The sequence below is a fragment of the Rhizobium leguminosarum bv. viciae genome, from assembly GCF_012276115.1.
GTDB lineage: Bacteria > Pseudomonadota > Alphaproteobacteria > Rhizobiales > Rhizobiaceae > Rhizobium > Rhizobium leguminosarum_T.
On sequence record NZ_WIEU01000021.1, the window covers coordinates 23,582 to 41,935 of the forward strand.

At 62.1% G+C, this 18,354-nt stretch carries 16 protein-coding genes; 6 read left to right on the forward strand and 10 right to left on the reverse strand.

Annotation, left to right across the window (positions count from 1 at the left end; all coding sequences use genetic code 11):
- Positions 1-23 precede the first annotated feature (23 nt).
- Positions 24-1,658 (reverse strand): ABC transporter substrate-binding protein, encoded by a 1,635-nt coding sequence (locus GFM02_RS27610; protein ID WP_168323402.1) that lies wholly within the window; start codon positions 1,656-1,658, stop codon positions 24-26.
- 34 nt (positions 1,659-1,692) lie between these two features.
- Complete coding sequence (pehA, locus tag GFM02_RS27615) at positions 1,693-3,237, reverse strand: phosphoric/sulfuric ester hydrolase PehA (RefSeq protein ID WP_168323403.1); 1,545 nt, start codon at positions 3,235-3,237, stop codon at positions 1,693-1,695.
- 292 nt (positions 3,238-3,529) lie between these two features.
- Here pehA and GFM02_RS27620 point away from each other — a divergent pair, with 292 nt between their 5' ends.
- From GFM02_RS27620 to GFM02_RS27635, 4 genes are all read left to right on the forward strand, one after another.
- Positions 3,530-4,315, forward strand: coding sequence for an AraC family transcriptional regulator (locus tag GFM02_RS27620; RefSeq protein ID WP_246792414.1), 786 nt, complete (start codon positions 3,530-3,532; stop codon positions 4,313-4,315).
- A gap of 127 nt (positions 4,316-4,442) precedes the next feature.
- Positions 4,443-5,405 carry an alpha/beta hydrolase gene (locus tag GFM02_RS27625; RefSeq protein ID WP_168323404.1) on the forward strand — a complete coding sequence of 321 codons (963 nt, stop codon included), beginning with the start codon at positions 4,443-4,445 and terminating at the stop codon, positions 5,403-5,405.
- Positions 5,406-5,425: 20 nt separating this feature from the next.
- A complete protein-coding gene (locus tag GFM02_RS27630; RefSeq protein ID WP_168323405.1) occupies positions 5,426-5,950 on the forward strand; it encodes a nuclear transport factor 2 family protein in 525 nt (174 codons plus the stop codon).
- Positions 5,951-5,996: 46 nt separating this feature from the next.
- Positions 5,997-6,497: a nuclear transport factor 2 family protein gene (locus GFM02_RS27635; RefSeq protein ID WP_246792417.1), complete on the forward strand. Its 501-nt coding sequence runs from the start codon at positions 5,997-5,999 to the stop codon at positions 6,495-6,497.
- Positions 6,498-6,499: 2 nt separating this feature from the next.
- On the opposite strand, the gene GFM02_RS27640 is transcribed toward GFM02_RS27635, so the two are convergent.
- From GFM02_RS27640 to GFM02_RS27665, 6 genes are all read right to left on the reverse strand, one after another.
- Positions 6,500-7,570, reverse strand: coding sequence for an ABC transporter ATP-binding protein (locus tag GFM02_RS27640; RefSeq protein WP_027667131.1), 1,071 nt, complete (start codon positions 7,568-7,570; stop codon positions 6,500-6,502).
- Positions 7,567-8,394 carry a carbohydrate ABC transporter permease gene (locus GFM02_RS27645; protein ID WP_131665825.1) on the reverse strand — a complete coding sequence of 276 codons (828 nt, stop codon included), beginning with the start codon at positions 8,392-8,394 and terminating at the stop codon, positions 7,567-7,569. Before GFM02_RS27645 ends, GFM02_RS27640 begins: the two co-directional genes overlap by 4 nt.
- Positions 8,391-9,293, reverse strand: a complete 903-nt coding sequence (locus tag GFM02_RS27650) for a carbohydrate ABC transporter permease (protein ID WP_003552007.1) — start codon at positions 9,291-9,293, stop codon at positions 8,391-8,393. The genes GFM02_RS27645 and GFM02_RS27650 overlap by 4 nt, the downstream gene beginning before the upstream one ends.
- A 265-nt stretch (positions 9,294-9,558) precedes the next feature.
- Positions 9,559-10,791 carry an ABC transporter substrate-binding protein gene (locus GFM02_RS27655; protein ID WP_168323406.1) on the reverse strand — a complete coding sequence of 411 codons (1,233 nt, stop codon included), beginning with the start codon at positions 10,789-10,791 and terminating at the stop codon, positions 9,559-9,561.
- A gap of 62 nt (positions 10,792-10,853) precedes the next feature.
- Positions 10,854-11,756, reverse strand: a complete 903-nt coding sequence (locus tag GFM02_RS27660) for a TIM barrel protein (protein ID WP_168323407.1) — start codon at positions 11,754-11,756, stop codon at positions 10,854-10,856.
- An 11-nt stretch (positions 11,757-11,767) separates the two neighbouring features.
- Complete coding sequence (locus tag GFM02_RS27665) at positions 11,768-12,802, reverse strand: Gfo/Idh/MocA family oxidoreductase (protein ID WP_168323408.1); 1,035 nt, start codon at positions 12,800-12,802, stop codon at positions 11,768-11,770.
- Positions 12,803-13,018: 216 nt separating this feature from the next.
- On the opposite strand from GFM02_RS27665, the gene GFM02_RS27670 reads away from it, so the two are divergent.
- Positions 13,019-14,113 (forward strand): substrate-binding domain-containing protein, encoded by a 1,095-nt coding sequence (locus GFM02_RS27670; RefSeq protein ID WP_168323409.1) that lies wholly within the window; start codon positions 13,019-13,021, stop codon positions 14,111-14,113.
- A gap of 66 nt (positions 14,114-14,179) precedes the next feature.
- Here the strand turns inward: GFM02_RS27670 and GFM02_RS27675 are convergent, their stop codons facing one another.
- Entirely contained in the window at positions 14,180-15,514 is a 1,335-nt protein-coding gene (locus GFM02_RS27675; protein WP_168323410.1) for an LLM class flavin-dependent oxidoreductase, read from the reverse strand.
- 321 nt (positions 15,515-15,835) lie between these two features.
- Between GFM02_RS27675 and GFM02_RS27680 the strand changes: the two genes are divergently transcribed.
- Positions 15,836-17,053 carry an SfnB family sulfur acquisition oxidoreductase gene (locus tag GFM02_RS27680; protein ID WP_168323411.1) on the forward strand — a complete coding sequence of 406 codons (1,218 nt, stop codon included), beginning with the start codon at positions 15,836-15,838 and terminating at the stop codon, positions 17,051-17,053.
- Positions 17,054-17,129: 76 nt separating this feature from the next.
- On the opposite strand, the gene GFM02_RS27685 is transcribed toward GFM02_RS27680, so the two are convergent.
- Positions 17,130-18,338, reverse strand: a complete 1,209-nt coding sequence (locus GFM02_RS27685) for an acyl-CoA dehydrogenase family protein (protein WP_168323412.1) — start codon at positions 18,336-18,338, stop codon at positions 17,130-17,132.
- Positions 18,339-18,354 lie beyond the last annotated feature (16 nt).

Below are 18,354 nucleotides of genomic sequence, written 5' to 3' on the forward strand. Positions count from 1 at the left end.
CTCGCTGATGTCGTCAGGTTTGATCAGGACCAGTTGCCCTGGCGGAAGTCCATGGCAAAGGCCGATGCGGCCTTCCAGTTGATCGACTTCGACTTGGCAGTGAAGACGGCGTTCTGGTGAAGAACGGTATAGGCGGGGTCTTCGCGCTCGCAGATCTGCAGCATGCGGGCGAAAGCGTCATGACGCTTGGCGCGATCGGTGCTGGTCTCGAGGAAGCTCGACAACGTGTTCAGTTCGGCGTTGGTCCACTCGCCGACCTGCTGCTGCTGGCCGTTCGGACCGTGCTGGGCGACGATCGAGGAAACCGGATCGGGGAAGCTTGCGGAGTTCGACCAGTCGCGGACGGCGCGCGTCGGCGTCTTTTCGAGGATCTGCTGCCAGTTTTCCTTCATCTCGATCTGCACGTTGAGGCCGACCTGCGCCCACATTTCGACGAGGATCTGCGCCGTCGGGGTCTGATTGGTATAGTAGTTGTTCAGCAGGCGATACGGGATCGGATCGCCCTTGTAGTTGGCTTCCTTGAGAAGCTGTCGGGCGAGATCAGTGTTGTATTCGGGCACGGTCCAATCCTTGACCAGCATGTCGCCATAGAAATCCCACTGCAGGCCGGCCGGAACGCGGGTGCGGCCTGCCCAAAGCGAGTCGACGATCGCCTGGCGGTCGATGGCATGCGTGAAGGCGCGGCGAACCAGCGGGTTGCCGAGCTGGGCATGGGTTTTATCGAACACAGTCAGACGGTGGTTGGTGATGATGCCGCCCTGGACTTCGAAGGCAGCGTTCTTTTCGATGCCTTCGATCTGGTCCGGCGGGATGTCGCTGGCGAGGTGATATTCGCCGGAGAGCAGGCCGTTGACGCGCGAGGCGACTTCCGGAACTTCGACGAAGCGGATCTGCTTCACCGGAGGACGGCCGCCCCAATATTCGTCATGCGCCTCGTAGATCAGGTAGGTGTCCGGCTTGAATTCGGCGACGCGGTAGGGACCGGTGGTGATCGGTGCGCGAGCCCAGTCGAGATAGCTCTTCGCCTCATCCCAGCTGCGGCGGTTGGCGATGGCGCTGGCGGCAACGGAGATGCGGCCTTCCATCGTCACGTCAGGCGAACCGTTGACGAAGCGGACGGTGTATTTGTCGACGATTTCGATGCCGAGCAGGGCCGGCCAGATGCGGCGGGCGACGGCCGGAATTTCGACCGGCAGTTCCTTGCTTTCGCGGCCGAGCGGGTTCTTTTCGGTGACGAAGATCGTCTTGCCGGTGCTCGGCTGGGTATCGCCGAACATACGTTCCTTGCTGAAGGAGAAGGCGACGTCTTCGGCCGTCATTTCGTCGCCATTGTGGAATTTGACGCCCTGGCGCAGTTTCAGCTCGACGGTCTTGTCGTCGATACGACGCCATTCGGTGGCGAGCGACGGAACGGCCGAGAGGTTGCCGAGCCAGTCGAGGCCGATCAGGCTTTCCCAGAGCGACGAATTGAAGATGCGCTGGCCGACATTCGACTGTTCGCGCAAGGTATCCAGCGTGTTCGAGTTCGAGATCTTCTGGACGGCGATGGTGATCGAAGGACGGTTGTCGGCCTGGGCGATGGAAAAGCGCGGCAGGATCAGCGAGCTGGCGACGCCAGTGGCAAGGCCGAGAGCGCCGCGACGGGTGAAGGTGACCATGGGAATATCTCCTTGGGTTCTCTGGTGGTTCGGATCAATGGTTGCGTTCGCTCAGGCCCTCGGGGCCGGAGCGATAATGGGTCAGGGTTCTGTCGGCATGTTTCAGGCGCCAGGAGAGCGCCTTCTGCGCATAGTCCCGCACGCGCGCGGCATAGGCCGGATCGTCGGCGAGATTGGTGAATTCGTTCGGATCGTGCCGCAGATCGAAGAACAGCGGCGGCAGTGCTGCGAAATGAACGTATTTGTATCGCTCGTCCTGGATGACGCAGAGGCTGCAATCGTTCATGCCGAGGCCGAGGAAACTCTGCGGCTCGGAATAATAGACGTCGCGGAAGTCGTATTCGTAGTGCAATTCGGTGCGCCAATCCTGCGGCCGGCCCTCGCTCAGGAAGGGCAGCAGCGACAGGCCGTCACAGGCGTGCGGGATCTTTCCGCCGAGCCAGTCGAGTATGGTCGGCATGACGTCGATGCTCTCGGTGAACCCGCTTTCGATCGCGCCGGCGCGCGCATTTTCGCCGGCGTCCTTGATGACGAGCGGAATGCGGAAGCTCGGATCGTTGTAGCCGATCTTGCCGAGCAGGTGATGATCGCCGAGCTGCTCGCCGTGATCGCTGGTGAAGATGATCAGCGTATCGTCCCACTGTCCGGTGTCGTCGAGATAGTCGAAGACTCGACCAAGGCAATCGTCGACCTCGGTGATCAGGCCGCAATAGGTCGCCCGCATCTGGCGCAGTTCCGCTTCGTCGAGCGTTGCGCCCGACCCTTCGGCGCCCTGAAATAAGGAGCCGCGGCGGATGCTGTCGACATAGAATTTCATCAGCGGATGTTGTGCAGCCTCGATATCCGGATCGGCCGCGCGGATCGGCGCCGGCATGTCTTCCGGCCGGTACATGGCATGATAGGGAGCGGAGGCGACGAAGGGCGGATGCGGCCGGTAATAACCGAGATGCAGGAAGAAGGGCTTGCCGTCGCGACCCTTGAGATAGGTCAGCGCCCGCTCGGTGAAGAAGGTCGAGTCCGAAAATTCCTTAGGGATGCGTGACGGACGGTCGGTGGCGCCGGCAACGGCGTCTTCGCCCTCGGGCAGCCAGATATCAGGACGATGCTCCGGCAGCTTGAAGCCGTTCTGTGCCACCCAGCCGAAATAACCCTCCATATTGGGCTCGAAGGCGCCGACCGGATGGAAGCCGTCCATCATGTCGCCGAGCACCTTGAAGCGCGGATCATTCGGCGAAGTGGTGCGCGGATCCGGCACTGTCGTCGTATAGCCGATCAAGGCCGGATCGTAGCCGACGCCGCGCAACGCCTTGCCGAGGTGGAGGTGGCGCTGGTCGAGCGGCACCGTGTTCTGCACGGCGCGATGGTTCATCAGATAGAGGCCGGTAAGCAGGCTCGCACGGGCCGGACCGCAGGGAACGCAGGTCGTCACATGGTTCCTGAAGGTCACGCCCTCGCGACAGAGCCGGTCGAGATTGGGCGTCTTCAGGAAATCGATTTTCCCGTCGGCACGTAGAACGTGCGGAACGAAATCGGCTCGCCATTGGTCAACGACGATGAGTAGAACATTTTTCTTGCGCATAGGGCCCCGCTTGATGCGGAGGCTGTTTGAACGGCGATTGTTTCAGCGCAATGACCACTTTTTCAAAGTTCTGTGACATTGCACGGATCCGACGTTTCTTCACATTTATTCCGGAAACGCCGCAGAACTGTAATATTTGCGACACAAAAGCCGTTCAACGCGCATGAGGCAATTCCCCGGCGCTCCGCTAGCGGTTTTCTCCATCTTGCGGCCCATGAACGTTGCTTCCCCGCGCCGAAACAGCCGACGCTGCCTGATTGAATTTCCGGCGCAGGAAATTAGCTCATGTCCCATGAGCGGATCGCGAGCAGGCTCCGGGAAGGACTGGTTGACGGCGGGCAGGCTGGATCTGCCGGCGGGTGGTGGCGCGTTCGCGATTTCCCGGCTGGCCGTCGGCCTATTCCTGGTTGATCAGGATCGGCACCGGATCGCGGTCGGCTCCGATCGCAAGCGGTTCGTGCCGCTGCGTGCCGGTGACGGCTGGATTCTGCCAGCCGGTTCATCAGGCACCTGCGAATATGACGATGCGCTCTCGTTTCTGAGAGTAGATCTCTCTGATGCCTTGCTCGACGATGTCGGTTTCGAGAAGGCCGACTTCAATCCCGTCGTCGGCAGCCTCGATCCGCTGCTGGTTCAGTTCGTCCGTCATGCCGCCTCTCTGCGGGATGTGCCGCAATCCCTCTATCGCGATACGATGAACCTTGCGGTTGCAGCCCATCTGACGCAGCTTCTTTTGCCTGCCCCACTGTCATCCGTCGGGATCGAAGACAGGCGGCTGCGCCGGGCGCTGGCCTATATCCACGACAATCTCGCCGACGATCTTTCTCTCGACGACATCGCTTCCGAGGCGGCGATGAGCCGGTTCCATTTCGTGCGCGCCTTCACCGCCGCACTCGGCACGTCGCCGCTGCAATATGTCATCCGAGAGCGCATGGAGCGCGCCAAAGTGCTGCTCAAAACCACGCGCGCCCCGGTCGCCGCCGTCGCCATCCGCGTGGGTTATGACGATGTTTCCCGTTTCGGCCGGCATTTCAGGCGTAGCACCGGGCTCACGCCCGCAGCGTTTCGCCGGCGATAGGGTTTCGGTCTAGAACAGCAAGAAATACACAGTAAACGCCAAGAATCGCGCCGGCGCCGGCGCGCCGATGCTGCGAAACTCCGCCTCGTACCTCATGAAACTGGCGATGACGGCGAGGAGACCTTCGATGAGACTATCGACCCTTTCTGCAATTGGCCTAGCCCTGCTGCATTCGACAGCCTTTGCGGCCGATATCGAGACGCGTCCCGTCTCCTTCCAGAACGATGGAGTGACGCTTGCCGGCACGCTCCATCTCCCGGCCGACTACAAGCCCGGCCAAAAGCGTCCCGGCGTTCTGGTGACCGGCGCCTGGACCTCGATAAAGGAGCAGATGTCCGGCCTTTACGCAAAAGAGATGGCCAAGCGCGGCTTTGTCGCCCTCGCCTTCGATTTCCGCGGCTGGGGCCAGTCGGGGGGCGACATCCGCTTCAAGGAGGATCCGGCGGCCAAGACCGACGATATCATGGCGGCGGCCGACTTCATGGCAACTCTGCCGGAAATCGATGCCGGCAAGATCGCCGGCCTCGGTATCTGCGCCTCCGCCGGCTATATGGCGGCGGCGGCTTCAAGCAATCCCGATTTCACCGGCATATCGCTGGTGGCGCCGTGGCTGCACGACAAAGAGATCGTCGAGCAGGTTTATGGCGGTGCGGACGGCGTCTCCAGGCTGATCGTCACATCCCGCGCGGCTGAGGAAGCCGAGCGCAGTGGCTGGCCCCGGGTGATCGTCGCCGCAAGCGCCGATGACAGCACCGCACTGATGTACCAGATTCCCTATTATACTGAGCCCACTCGCGGCCTCATCCCGCAATATGACAACAAGTTCAATCTCGCCTCCTGGGAGCCGTGGCTGACCTATGATTCGGTTGCGACCGGTGACCGGCTCGACAAGCCGACGCTGATCGTCCACTCGGAAGCGGCCGCCGTGCCGCAAGGCGCACATGCCTTTTTCTCGCGCCTGCACGGCGACGCCTCCGAGATCTGGCTCGACGGTGTTACGCAGTTCGATTTCTACGACAATCCCGAGGATGTCACGCGGGCCGCCGATGCCGCGGCTGCGCATTTCGAACGGATCAACAAAGGCTCCTGATGCCTCACAAGGAGATGACCATGAAAACGCTCGTCCTCACTTCGGCAGCTAGCTTGCTGCTGATCTCTTCCATCGCCAGGGCCGAACCGATCGGTGCCGACGACCGGGCGGCCATCATCGATACCATCACCGACATTGCCGCCGGCGCCGACCGCCGCCAGTGGGACCGCGTGCGCGGCGCCTTCGCCGACACGGTGACGCTGGATTATACCGGCCTCTGGGGCGGCGAGCCGAGCACCCAGCCGGCCGAAGCCGTCATCCGGCAATGGTCTGCCTTTCTGCCGGGCTTCGATCGCACGCTGCATCTCGTCAGCAACCACGCCATCGTCGAATGCGCCGGCCCGACTGTTGTGGCCGAGGCCGATTTCCAGGCCGTCCATCGGATCGGCGCGGAGAGCTGGGTGCTGATGGGACACTATCGATATGACCTCACCAAGATCGACGGCACCTGGAAAGTCTCCCGGCTGGTGATGACGCCCGCCCACGAGACCGGCAACCGGGCTCTGGTCAACCGGGCCGCGGAACGCGCCGGGCAGCCGGGCTGATCCGGCCTGTCGCTCTCATTCCAATATCAGCGCCAAGGAGATCCACATGCGCAGACCATCACCCGTTCGCGCCCTGTTCGTTTCAGCCGCACTCTTTTCCGGAGGAACCGTCATGGCCGCAAGCCCGGAAGAAAACCGCAAGGTGATTGCCGATTATTACGCCGCCTACGGCACCGGCGACATGAGCCGCGTTACCGCGTTCTTCGCCGACGATATCGAATGGCACATTCCCGGCCATCATCCGCTGGCCGGCGTCAAGCGTGGCAAGGAAGAGGTGGCGGCCTTCTTCCAGCAGCTGGGCAAGGCCGGTTTTCGCGCCGAGCTGATCGCGCTGACGGCCGATGAGAACTGGGTGATCGACATGCATCGCGGCTGGTCGGAACGAGACGGCTCAGCCGATATCGATACGATCTGGGTACTCGCCTTCCGCATCGAGAACGGCAAGATCAAAGAGGCACGCAACTTCTCCTATGATCAGGCGGCCGCCGACACCTTCTTCTGGCAGGCCTATCCGCTGAAACCCTTGCCCGACCGGCTGCTCGACTGAGGTTATACCAAGCGGTCCGTCGACGCGTCGAAGAGATGGACCTGGCCCGGATCGACCGACAGTCCGATCATGTCTCCTGCCTTGACCCTGTCGCGACGCGTCTCGACGATCGTCAGTTCCGGCTGGGTGGCCGCGGCGATGAAGGTCGAGGAGCCGGTCGATTCGACGAAGGCGATCGGCACGTCGAAACTGCCATGCCCGGGCTCGACGACGCCGATATGCTCCGGCCGGATGCCGGCGATGAGCTTACGCCCGGGTTCGATGGCGCGTGATATCGCAAGCGTCTGCTTCACCGCGCCGAAATCCAGGATCAGGCTCTTGCCGTCTTCCGCGGCGATCGCGGGAATGAAATTCATGGCCGGCGAGCCGATGAAACCGGCAACGAACCGGTTCGCCGGCCGGTCGTAGAGATCCAGCGGCGCGCCCTGCTGTTCGATGACGCCGTCGCGCATCACCACCACATGGTCGGCCATCGTCATTGCTTCGACCTGGTCGTGCGTGACGTAGACGAAGGTTGCGTGCAGCCGGTCGTGCAGCGACCGGATTTCCTTGCGCATGTGGACGCGCAGCGCAGCATCGAGGTTGGACAGCGGCTCGTCGAACAGGAAGGCCTTGGGGTGGCGGATGATGGCGCGGCTCATGGCGACGCGCTGGCGCTGGCCGCCGGAAAGCTCGCGCGGATAGCGCTTCAGGAGATGCGAAAGACCTGTCGTCGCCGCCACGTCCTCGGCGGCTTTCTTGGCCTCGGCCTTGGCGATGCCGCGGATGCGCAGGCTGTAGGTGAGGTTCTCCTCGACGGTCATATGCGGATAGAGCGCATAGGACTGGAACACCATGGCGACGTCGCGCTTGCGCGGCGGCACGCCGTTCATCAGCTCGCCGGCAATCCTGAGATCGCCCGACGAAATGCTTTCGAGGCCGGCAAGTGAGCGCAGCAGCGTGGACTTGCCACAGCCGGACGGGCCGACGAGCGCAACGAAAGTGCCCTTGGCGATCGAGAGGTCGATATTCTTCAGGGCGTGGAAGGCGCCGTAATATTTGTTGACGCCTCTGAGCTCGATCTGTGTGGTCATTTGAGGGCTCCAGAGGTGAGGCCGGATACGATGCGGCGCTGCAAGAGAACGAAGATGGCAAGGATCGGCGTCACATACATCGTGGCGTAGGCCATGATATTGTTCCACTCGTTGGTGTTCGGCCCCATGAAGGAATTGAGGCCGACGCTTGCCGGCTGAAGCTCGGCCGCCTGGATCATCGACTTTGAATAGACGAATTCGCCGAAGGCCTGCATGAAGATCAGGATGGCGCTGACCAGGATACCGTTGCGGGCAAGCGGCAGCACGATGTTGAAGAAGGCGCCGACGCGCGAATTGCCGTCGACGAGGGCAGCCTCCTCCAGCTCCTGGGGAACGCTCATGAAGGTGGCGCGCACCAGGATGACGAAGAAAGGCATGCTCTTTGCCGCGACCGCGATGATGACGGCAAGGCGCGGAGTGGAAAGCAGGCCGATCTGCGAAAAGCCGACGAAGATCGGCGTGATCATCAGCGAGGCCGGCAGGACCTGCAGCATCAGGATCAGGAACAGGCCGATATCCACCCAGACGTTGCGGTACCTGGCAAGCACGTAGGCGCAGCCGACGCCGAGCAGGGTGATCAGCGCCACAGAACCAAGAGCGATGAGCAGTGAGTTCCAGAGGTAGCGGCCCATGTTGCGGCTCTCCCAGACCGCGGCATAGGTGCCCCATTGCGGCGAGGTCGGCCAGAAGCTCGGCGGCGTCGCGAACATCTCCGAGCCGCTTTTCAGCGCGGTGATGTACATCCAGTAAAGCGGGAACAGATAGATCGCCGCCATGACGATCGATATCGCGAGCATCAGCCGGTCGCGGTTCGTCGTATTCATCCGCGCACCTCGTGGCGTGTGGACCGGACATAGACGACGGACGCGAACATGACGAAGACGATCATGATGACGGAGATCGTCGCGCCCTTGGCGAAGTCGTATTGGCGGAAGGAGAGATCCCAGGCCCAGTATTGCGTGACGTTCGACGAATTGTTCGGCCCGCCCGATGTAATCGCGGCGAAAAGATCGAACTGCTGCAAGGTGAAGATCAGGCCGAGCGCGATGATGGCGCCGATGGTCGAGCGCATCATCGGCAGCGTGATCGTCCAGAAGCGCTGCCAGACGTTGGCGCCGTCGAGTTCGGCCGCTTCGTAGAGGTCGGCCGGAATGCCGGCAAGACCGACGGAAAGCAGGATCATGTTGAACGAGGTGCCGAGCCAGACATTGGCGATGATGACGGCATAGAGCGAATAATGCGGGTCCGAGCGCCAGAAGATGTTGCCGGAGATGATGCCGCTTTCCTTCAGAATGAAATTCAACACGCCGAAATCGCCCGACAGAATCCAGTTCCAGATGGCGCCGACGACGAGGCCGGGCATCACCCAGGAGACCAGGAACAGGCCGCGCATCCATGAGGCGCCGGGAAAATTGACCCAGAAGAACAGCGCCAGGCCGAAGCCGATCAGGAACTGGCCGGCGATGGAGCCGACGACGAAGATGACGGTGTTGTAGAGAATCGGCAGCGTTTCCGGCTGCGCGAAGAGGTCGGTATAATTCTTGAAGCCGACGAAGGGACGCGAGAAGGTCCCGAGGCTGAACATGTCGACCTCCTGGAAGCTCATCACGACATTGTAGATCAGCGGCAGCCCTGCCATCAGGAACAGAAAACCGAGCGGGAAAGCGACCAGTACGATATCGAAACCGCGGCCGTCCCTGACGCTCATCAGGATCCTCTTCATGGGTCCTCCGATACTCCGAACGGGGCCGCCTGGCGCATGATGCGGAAGACGGCCCCTGCCGGGAGGAAATGGTTGAGTTATCCCTTCTCCCCAGCGGGGAGAAGGTGGCCCGAAGGGTCGGATGAGGGGGCGGGGCGGCATACTGCCCTTCGCTTGTCGCTCAGGGCGTTCGTCGCTTTTGCTCCTCACCCCCCTCATCTGCCCGTTGGGCATCTTCTCCCCGCTGGGGAGAAGGGGGAGCAAGTGGCTCGTTCGCAGCCAATGATCAGCCCAATACAGCCTTGATCTTGTCGGCTGCCTGGTCGAGCGCGTCTTTCGGGCTCAGCTGGCCGGTCAGTGCTGCCTGAATGGCGTCCTGGATCGCCTTGGAGATCTTCGGCCATTGCGGATGCGGGCCGCGCGGCTTGGCGTATTTCAGCTGTTCGAGGAAGACCTTGAGGGCGGCATCCTTCAGCGGCTGACCGGTTTCCGGGATCGAGATGTCGGAGCGAGCCGGAAGCTGGCCGAAATTCTTGAACATCTTGTCGTCTTGCGAGGCGAAATATTCGAGCGCCTTGAAGGCTTCGGCCGGATGTTTGCTGGTGGAGAAGATCGCCCAGTTGAAGTCGCCCATGGCCGAGGAGCGTTCAGCGCCTTCCTTCGGAACCGGAAGCAATGTGACGCCCCAGTCGAATTTCGCCTCCTGACTCATGCGGTCGAGTTCCCAGGGACCCGAGATCGCCATTGCCGCATTGCCTGAGTTGAAGGTGCCGGTGGAATCCCACTGGCCGCGCGTCAGCGTATCCGGAGAAGCGAGTTTCTCGTCCATGATCGTCTTCCAGACCTCGAGCGCCTTGACCGCGCCTTCGGCATTGATGTTCTCATAACTGCCGCCGCCCATCTGAGCCCAGGGAAGGAACTGGAAGGTGCCCTCCTCATTGGCCTTGGCCGAGAAGGCGAGACCGTAGACGTTCTTAGCGGGGTCGGTCAGCTTGCGCGCATCCTCGACGAGTTCGTCCCAGGTCTGCGGTGGTTTGTTCGGATCGAGGCCCTTCGCCTTGAACATGTCCTTGTTGTAGTAGAGCGCGATCGTGTTCGTCGCCTTCGGCACGCCAAAATACTTGCCGTCCCACTCCACGGATTTCAGCGGTCCGGGGAAATAGTTTGCCGGCTTGATGACCGTCGACTTGGAGATCATGTCCGTGAGGTCGAGGAAGGCGCCGCGCGACGAGAACAGCGCATGCTCCGGATTGTCGACGGCGATGATGTCGGGCGCCTGGCCGGTCGCATAGGCGCGCATGGCCTCGGTGACGACGTCGTCGAACTGGATCAGCCGGTATTCGATCTTGATGCCATTGTTCTGCGCATTGAACTCCTTGACGAGGTTCGGCGCCGGCTGGATGTCCCTGTCCAGCGACCAGAGCGTCAGCGTGACGTCTTCGGCCCTGGCCGAAAGGCCGGTGATCGAGATGCCTGCAAGCGCCAGAGCGCCCAGAATTGCATATTTGCGGATAGCCATGATTCTCCTCCTTTGTGGTTATCCCCGTTTCCGGCAATTCCTCCTTGCCGGCCACGATATCATCAGACCGGATCGACGACGAATTCGCCGCCCCGGGCATGCTTGAGGTGGTTGAGCGCATAGACCTGGCCGGTCATTTCAAGCGCGTCGCGATAGACCGGGTCGTGCCAGCCTTCGATATCGATGGAGCCCGACCAGCCGGCAAGGCGCAGCTCGGAAATGATGTCGGTCCAGTTGCTGTCGCCAAAGCCCGGCGTGCGCATGAAGACGAACTTCTCCTTGCCGAAGATGCCGTGTTCCTTGATGACCTCCCAGCGGATGGTCGCGTCCTTGCCGTGGACGTGGAAGAACTTGTGCGCCCATTTGCGGATCTGCGGCAAAGGGTCGATCAGATAGACCATCTGGTGGCACGGCTCCCACTCCAGCCCGATATTATCGTCAGGCGTCTCGTTGAAGATCAATTCCCAGGCGTCGGGATTGTGGGCGATGTTCCAGTCGCCGCTAGCCCAGTTGCCATCCATGGCGCAATTCTCGAAGGCAATCCTGACGCCCTTGTCGGCGGCGCGCTTGGCAAGCTCGCTCCAGATCTGCTTGTAGCGAGGCAGGCTATCTGTCAGCGGCTTGCCGCGGATGCGGCCGGTGAAGCCGGCAACGCAGGTGGCTCCGAAGTGATGGGCATTGTCGATGCAGTTCTTCCAGCCCTGCAGCGTCTCGAGGTCGATCGCGGTCTCTTCCAGCGGATTGCCGAACATGCCGAGCGTCGAGATGGTGATGTCGCGGTCGCCGATCGCATCGAGGCAGCGCTTGCCGAGCTCGGCAAGGTCCTGGCCCTTGGTCGTCTGCCAGAAGAAGGGTTCGAAGCTTTCGAAGCCCATGCCGGCGATCTCGCCGATGCGGGTGGCGGCATCGCCCTTGTTACCGCTGACCATGGTGCCGATACGAATGGATTTTGCAGGGTTGCTCACGTCACGTCATCCTATGCTGAAATTTCGACGCGCCTGCCCGTCTTGGCGCTTTCGATCGCGCCGAAGACCATGGCAAGGCTTCTGATATTGTCGGAATTGACCGTCTCGGGCCGTCTGCCGGTGCTGATCGCCGCGATGAAGTCGGCGATGACGCTGGCGTGGCCGTGGGTTTCCTCGTCATGTTCCGGACCGGGAACGTTTACGGCAGCAGAGCCGCGTAGAAGGCCGGGCGCTTCGCCAGCAACAGTCGCCTTGAAATTCTCTTCGCCATCCCAGGTGAGCATTCCCTTCGAGCCGACGAGACGCCACTGGCTTTCCCAGCTGGTGCGCTCGCCCTCGGCGCACCAGGAGCCGCGATAGGTGAAGACGATGTCGTCGGAAAATTCGAAGGTGGCATTGGCCGAGGCGCCGTGCCGGTACCAGGAACCCTTCGGATTGCGCTCGACGCAATAGACGGCAAGCGGCTTCCTGTCGGCGACGTAGCGGGCCGCATCGAAGGTGTGGATCGCCATGTCAAGAAGCAGGACGTTGTCCATCTCTTCGCGGAAGCCGCCGAAATGCGGCGCGATGAAGAAGTCGCAATGGATGCCGGTGAGTTCGCCGATCGCGCCGCTTTCGACGAAGCGGCGAAGGCGCCTGACGCCTGATATGAAGCGGCGGTTCTGGATGACGGCGTGGATGCGGCCGGTCTCGGCGGCAAGATCGATCAGCGCGGCGCCCTCGGCAAGCGAGGCCGCCATCGGCTTTTCGCTGAGCACATGGCAGCCGGCCTTGAGTGCGGTGGAAACGACGTCGTAGCGCGCGGCCGGAATGACGATGTCGAAGACCAAGTCGGCCTTTGTGGCCGCGATGACGTCGGACAAGTCCGAACCGATGACGGCGCCTTCAAGGCCGAACTCCGCGGCCAGCTTTTCCGCCGTCTCCCGGTTCAGGTCGACGAGGCCGACGATGGTGATGGAGTCGGCCAGCAGAGGGTTGGAAGCGATGGCGCGCAACCAACCTTTGGACATAGCTCCGCACCCGCACAGAATGGCACTGAATTTCACGATTTCCTCCAAGGGAACGGTGTCAACTCTCCTCGTGACACGCACTCCGTAAACGTTTACGACTGTAGGCGAAAACATTTTGCAGTGTCAATAGACGGCAAATGGGAAATTACAGGCCCCAGATCCGGACGGATCTGAACTAAAGAAATGGAGCATGATGTCGTCCGAAAACCGCGCACACTTTTCGGCATCATGTCCGGGGGAAAATCGTCAGCGATGAAGGGGATTCGCCAGCTTGCCGAACACCTGAATATCTCGATCGGCACGGTCTCCCGCGCGCTGAACGGCAAGCCCGATGTCAATCAGGAAACCCGCCGGCGGGTGCTGGCGGCGGCCGAGGAACTCGGCTATGTCGCCAACCAGTCTGGACGGAGCCTGAGGCAGGGGGAAACGAAGGTCATCGGGTTGATGATCGAATCCAGCAAGGAGACGGTCGAGAACGCCGACAACTTCTTCCTCGGCGTCACCAGCGGACTGCAGAGCGTCTTTGCCCGCCACAAGCTCGACCTCCTCATGTTGCCCTGCCCGAGCGACGAGGACCCGCACGAATATCTGAAGCGGATGGTGGCGCGGCGCATCGTCGATGCGATGATCATCTCGGACACACAGCGCGTCGACCGGCGCATCGACTTTCTCTCACGGGCGAAGATTCCCTTCGTCGCGCTCGGCCGCAGCCTTTCGGCCAGCAATTTTCCATGGATCGATCTCGATTTCGAGGGCGTGGCCGACCATGCCGTCGAGCGGCTGATTGCGCTGGGCCACCGCCGGATCGCGATCACCGCGCCGTCGAGCGAGGCCAACCTCGGCTATCTCTTTATCGAAAGCTATCGCCGGGCGCTCGAGCGGCACGATATTCCTTTCGATCCGTCGCTCGTCATCCGCGTCAGGTCGAGCGAACAGGGCGGATATCAGGCGGCCCATGAGTTGCTGCTGCTCGAAGAGCGGCCGACGGCGGTGATCCTGATCTACGAGCTGATGGCGATCGGCCTTTACCGCCGCCTGATGGAATCGGGCGTCATGCCCGGCCGCGACCTTGCGGTGATCGGCTTCCGCGACGCTCCGCGCGCACGGTTCCTGCAGCCGTCGCTGAGCTGCTTTCGCATCTCGCTCTACGATCTCGGCGTCGCGCTCGGCCGGATGCTTCTCGCCAACATGCCGATCTATCGGGAGTTCTATCCAGGTGATGGGGGCAACATCATCTGGCCCCTTGAACTGATGCCGGGCGAAAGCGATGCGTTCGATCCCAAGACGGGCGAAAAGGAGTTTGAGCCTCCGCGGTTGAGCTTCGACAACAGGACCGTCGAGTTCTGATGGAATTCCTCCTCGATACGATTGCGTTTCCGCCGCACGAAGAGTCGAGCGGCCGGTAGCGATGCCTCATGTCCCAGCGGGAAAAAACCGGTTCTCCGGCCGCGGCAATCCGAGATGTCCGCGCAGCGTCGTGCCCTCGTATTCGCTGCGAAACAGGCCGCGGCGCTGCAGCTCGGGAACCAGCCGTTCGGTGACGTCGGTGAGACCTTGCGGCAGATAGGGGAAAACGATGTTGAAACCGTCCGAACCCTCCTCGTCAAGCCAGCGCTCCATCTCGTCGGCGATGCTTGCCGGCGTGCCGACGAAGGCAAGGCCGGCATAGCCGCCATAGCGCTGCGCCAGCTGGCGCACCGTCAGATTTTCCTCCGCCGCAAGCTTCAGCACCTGGGCGCGGCCGGTCTTGCTGGCATTGGTGTCGGGAATGTCTGATGGTAGCGGCGCGTCGGGATCGAAGCCGGACGCGTCATGGCCGAGCGCGATCGAAAGCGAAGCGATGGCGCTGTCGTAATGCACCAGACTATCGAGCGTGGCGCGTTTGACGCGTGCCTCGTCGATGCTGTCGCCGACGATGATGAAGGCGGCGGGCAGGATCTTCAGATGGTCACGGTTGCGGCCGATGGCTTCCATGCGACCCTTGATATCGGCATAGAGCGCCCTGCCCGCGGCAAGATCGCGCGGCGAACAGAAGACCATCTCGGCGGTCTCGGCGGCAAGCTGGCGGCCGGGGTCCGACTGGCCGGCCTGGACGATGACAGGCCAGCCCTGCGGCGGCCGGGCGATATTGAGCGGCCCGCGCACACTCAGTTCCTCGCCCTTGTGGCCGAGCACATGCATCTTGTCCGGATCGAAGAACAGGCCGCTTTCCCGGTCGCGGATAAAGGCATCGTCGGCGAAGCTGTCCCAGAGCCCGGTCACGACATCGTAGAATTCCCGGGCGCGATGATAGCGCTCGCCATGCTCCATATGTTCGTCGAGACCGAAATTGAGCGCAGCATCAGGGTTCGATGTCGTGACGATGTTCCAGCCGGCGCGGCCGCCGCTGATATGGTCGAGCGAGGCGAAACGCCGGGCAATGTGATAGGGCTCGTCGAAGGTGGTGGACGCGGTCGCGACGAGGCCGATGCGCTCCGTCACTGCCGCCAGCGCCGACAGCAGCGTGAAGGGCTCGAAGGAGGTCACGGTGTGGCTGCGCCTGAGCGCCTCGACCGGCATGTTGAGCACGGCAAGGTGATCGGCCATGAAGAAGGCGTCGAATTTCGCCCGCTCCAACGCCTGCGCGAAGGACTTCAGATGGGCGAAATTGAAATTGGCGTCGGGATAAGAACCGGGATAGCGCCAGGCGCCGGTATGCAGGCTGACGGGACGCATGAAGGCGCCGAGGCGCAACTGCCGTGGGGTCATGACTTTCCTCATGGATCGGGCAAGGCGGCCGCCTGCCCCGCATTGGGCGTTCTGTCTGAAGCCGCTGCAGCGACGCATCGGATATCGGTTACGTAGGGACTCGACGAATTCAAATCGAGGCCGGCTCCGCTAATTTCCGGTAGCGATTTCGGCGCTTTTCCGGCCACGTTTTCGCAGAACCGCCCGACTGAGACACTAATCGCGGCAGCCAGAAGCCGATAAGCAAACACTTTTTATTTTCTACCACATCTATAGAATTTGTACTCTTATCTCGGCGCGCGATTTCTTTCACCGATAGGGCCGTCAGAAATGGAGACATCGATGAACACCGTGCTGAGGCAAGCAGACCAGATCCGGCCCGTGGCCGACCGTATCGGCAGCGATGATGAGGCGATCGCCACCGCCCGCAGACTGGCGGCGCAATTTGCCGCACGCGCCGCCGAGCGCGATGCCGACAGGATCCTGCCTTTTAGCGAACTCGATCTTCTCGCCCAGTCCGGCCTTCTGACGATCACCGTGCCGGCGCAATATGGCGGCCTCGACGTCTCCAACGCCGTGCTTGCCGAGATCACCGCGATCCTGTCGGAGGCGGACGGCTCGATCGGCCAGATTCCGCAGAACCACTTCTATATTCTCGAGGCGCTGAGAACCGACGGCGGCGAGGAGCAGCAGCGCTATTTCTTCGGCCGGGTGCTGGCCGGCGATCGTTTCGGCAATGCGCTTTCCGAGCGCGGCACCAAGACGGTCGGCCACTACAATACGCGCATCACCCGCGACGGTCCGGGTTACCGGATCAACGGCCGCAAATTCTATTCGACCGGCGTCCTCTTCGCCGACTGGATCACCATCTTCGCGCTCGATCCGGAGGATCGGTTGACCATGGCCTTCGTGCTGAAGGGCACCGAAGGCGTCGAGATCGTCGACGACTGGGACGGTTTTGGCCAGCGCACCACCGGCAGCGGCACGACGATCCTCGACAATGTCTATGTCAGCGCCGATTCCGTGGTCTTCCATCACAAGGGCTTCGAGCGGCCGACGACGATCGGCTCCGTTGGTCAGATCATCCATGCCGGCGTTGATCTCGGTATCGCACGGGCGGCCTTTGCCGAAACGCTGGAGTTCGTCAGGACGAAATCGCGCCCCTGGATGGATAGCGGCCTTGAGCGTGCCTCAGACGATCCGCTGACGATCGCCAAGGTCGGCCAGATCGCCATCCGGCTGGAAGCTGCAACGGCTCTCGTGGAGCGCGCCGGGCACAAGGTCGATGCCGCGCAGGTCGAGACGACGGAGGAAAAGGTGATCGCGGCGACGCTGGCGGTTGCCGCCGCCAAGGTGCTGACGACCGAAGTGGCGATCGAGGCCGCAAATACGCTCTTCGAGCTTGCCGGAACTTCGTCGGTACAAACAGGTCTCAACCTCGACCGCCACTGGCGCAATGCCCGCACCCATACGCTGCATGATCCCGTGCGTTGGAAATATCACGTCGTCGGCAACTACCATTTGAACGGCGTAACGCCGCCGAAGAACGGCGCGCTCTGAAATCTCACCTCTCCAACCGAAAACCCCACCGCCGGTGCCGGCAGTGGGGTTTTTGCGTTCGATGAAAGATGGGCGCTCAGCTATAGAGGCTGACCTCCGGTATCTTGTCGTTCAGCACGAATTCACCGACTTCTTTCGCCTTGTAGAAGACCGGGTCGTGCAGCGTGTGAGTGCGGACATTGCGCCAGAACCGGTCGAAACGGTATTTGTCGGCCGTCGAGCGAGCGCCCGTCAGCTCGAAGACGCGCGAGGTGATGTCGAGCGAGACATGGGTGGCGTGGACCTTGGCGGCATAGGCTTCCGTCGCCGCCTCGCCGCGCTCCCGCGCAGTGACGTCGCGGCCGCGGGCAAGACCCGCCTGCACGGCGGCTGCCGCACTGTCGGCAAGGGCCGCCGAAGCCTCCAGCGCGGCGGTGAATTCGCCGACGCGTTCGAGGATATAGGGATCATCGGCCGCCCGCTCGACACCGGAGGTGATCCACGGCCGGGTCGTGTTGCGGACGTAATCGACCGCCGCCTGCAGCGCGCCTTCCGCGGTGCCGAGATAAAAGTTGACGAAGACCAGCTGGATGAACGGCGTATTGAAGGTCGACAGCACCGGCGGCGCCACGTCGGGTGCAGCCGGCGCGCCGACGAAATCTTCCTCGTAAACGGGGAAATCATGAAATTCGACGCTGCCGCTGTCGGACAGGCGCTGGCCGATATTGTCCCAGTCGTCATTGGCGACGTAACCTTGACGATTGGTCGGCACGGCGAAACCGGCGATCTTGTCGTCGAGCGTCGCGTTGGCATTGATATAGTCGGAGACCCGAGCCGCCGTGGAGAAGGACTTGCGTCCGTTCAGCACATAACCATTGCCGCGACGGGTGAGCACGAGCCCGGGATCGCGCGGATTGACGGCCGCACCCCAATAGAGATTCCTGGCGACCGTATCGCTGCCCAGTGCGTGGGCGCGCGCGGCATCGAGGGCCCAATAGATGTACTGGCTATTGACGTAGTGATAGCCGAGCAGCTGGCCGATCGAGCTCTCGCCACGGGCGAGAATGCGCACCAGCCTCAGCCCGTCGACCCAATCGAGGCCGCCGCCGCCGATTTGCGTGGGATGCAGCGCATTGAGCAGCCCGGCATTCTTCAATTTGACGATCTCGGCGAGCGGCGGACGGCCTTCGCGGTCGAGGTCTGCGGCGCGCCGCGACAGGTCGGCAGAGATCTCCTCGGCACGGGCAAAGAGGTCTTCACGCGTCGGGTTGCGGCTGGCCGCGAAGATGACATTGGATTGGCTCATGGGCGGAACTCCAATT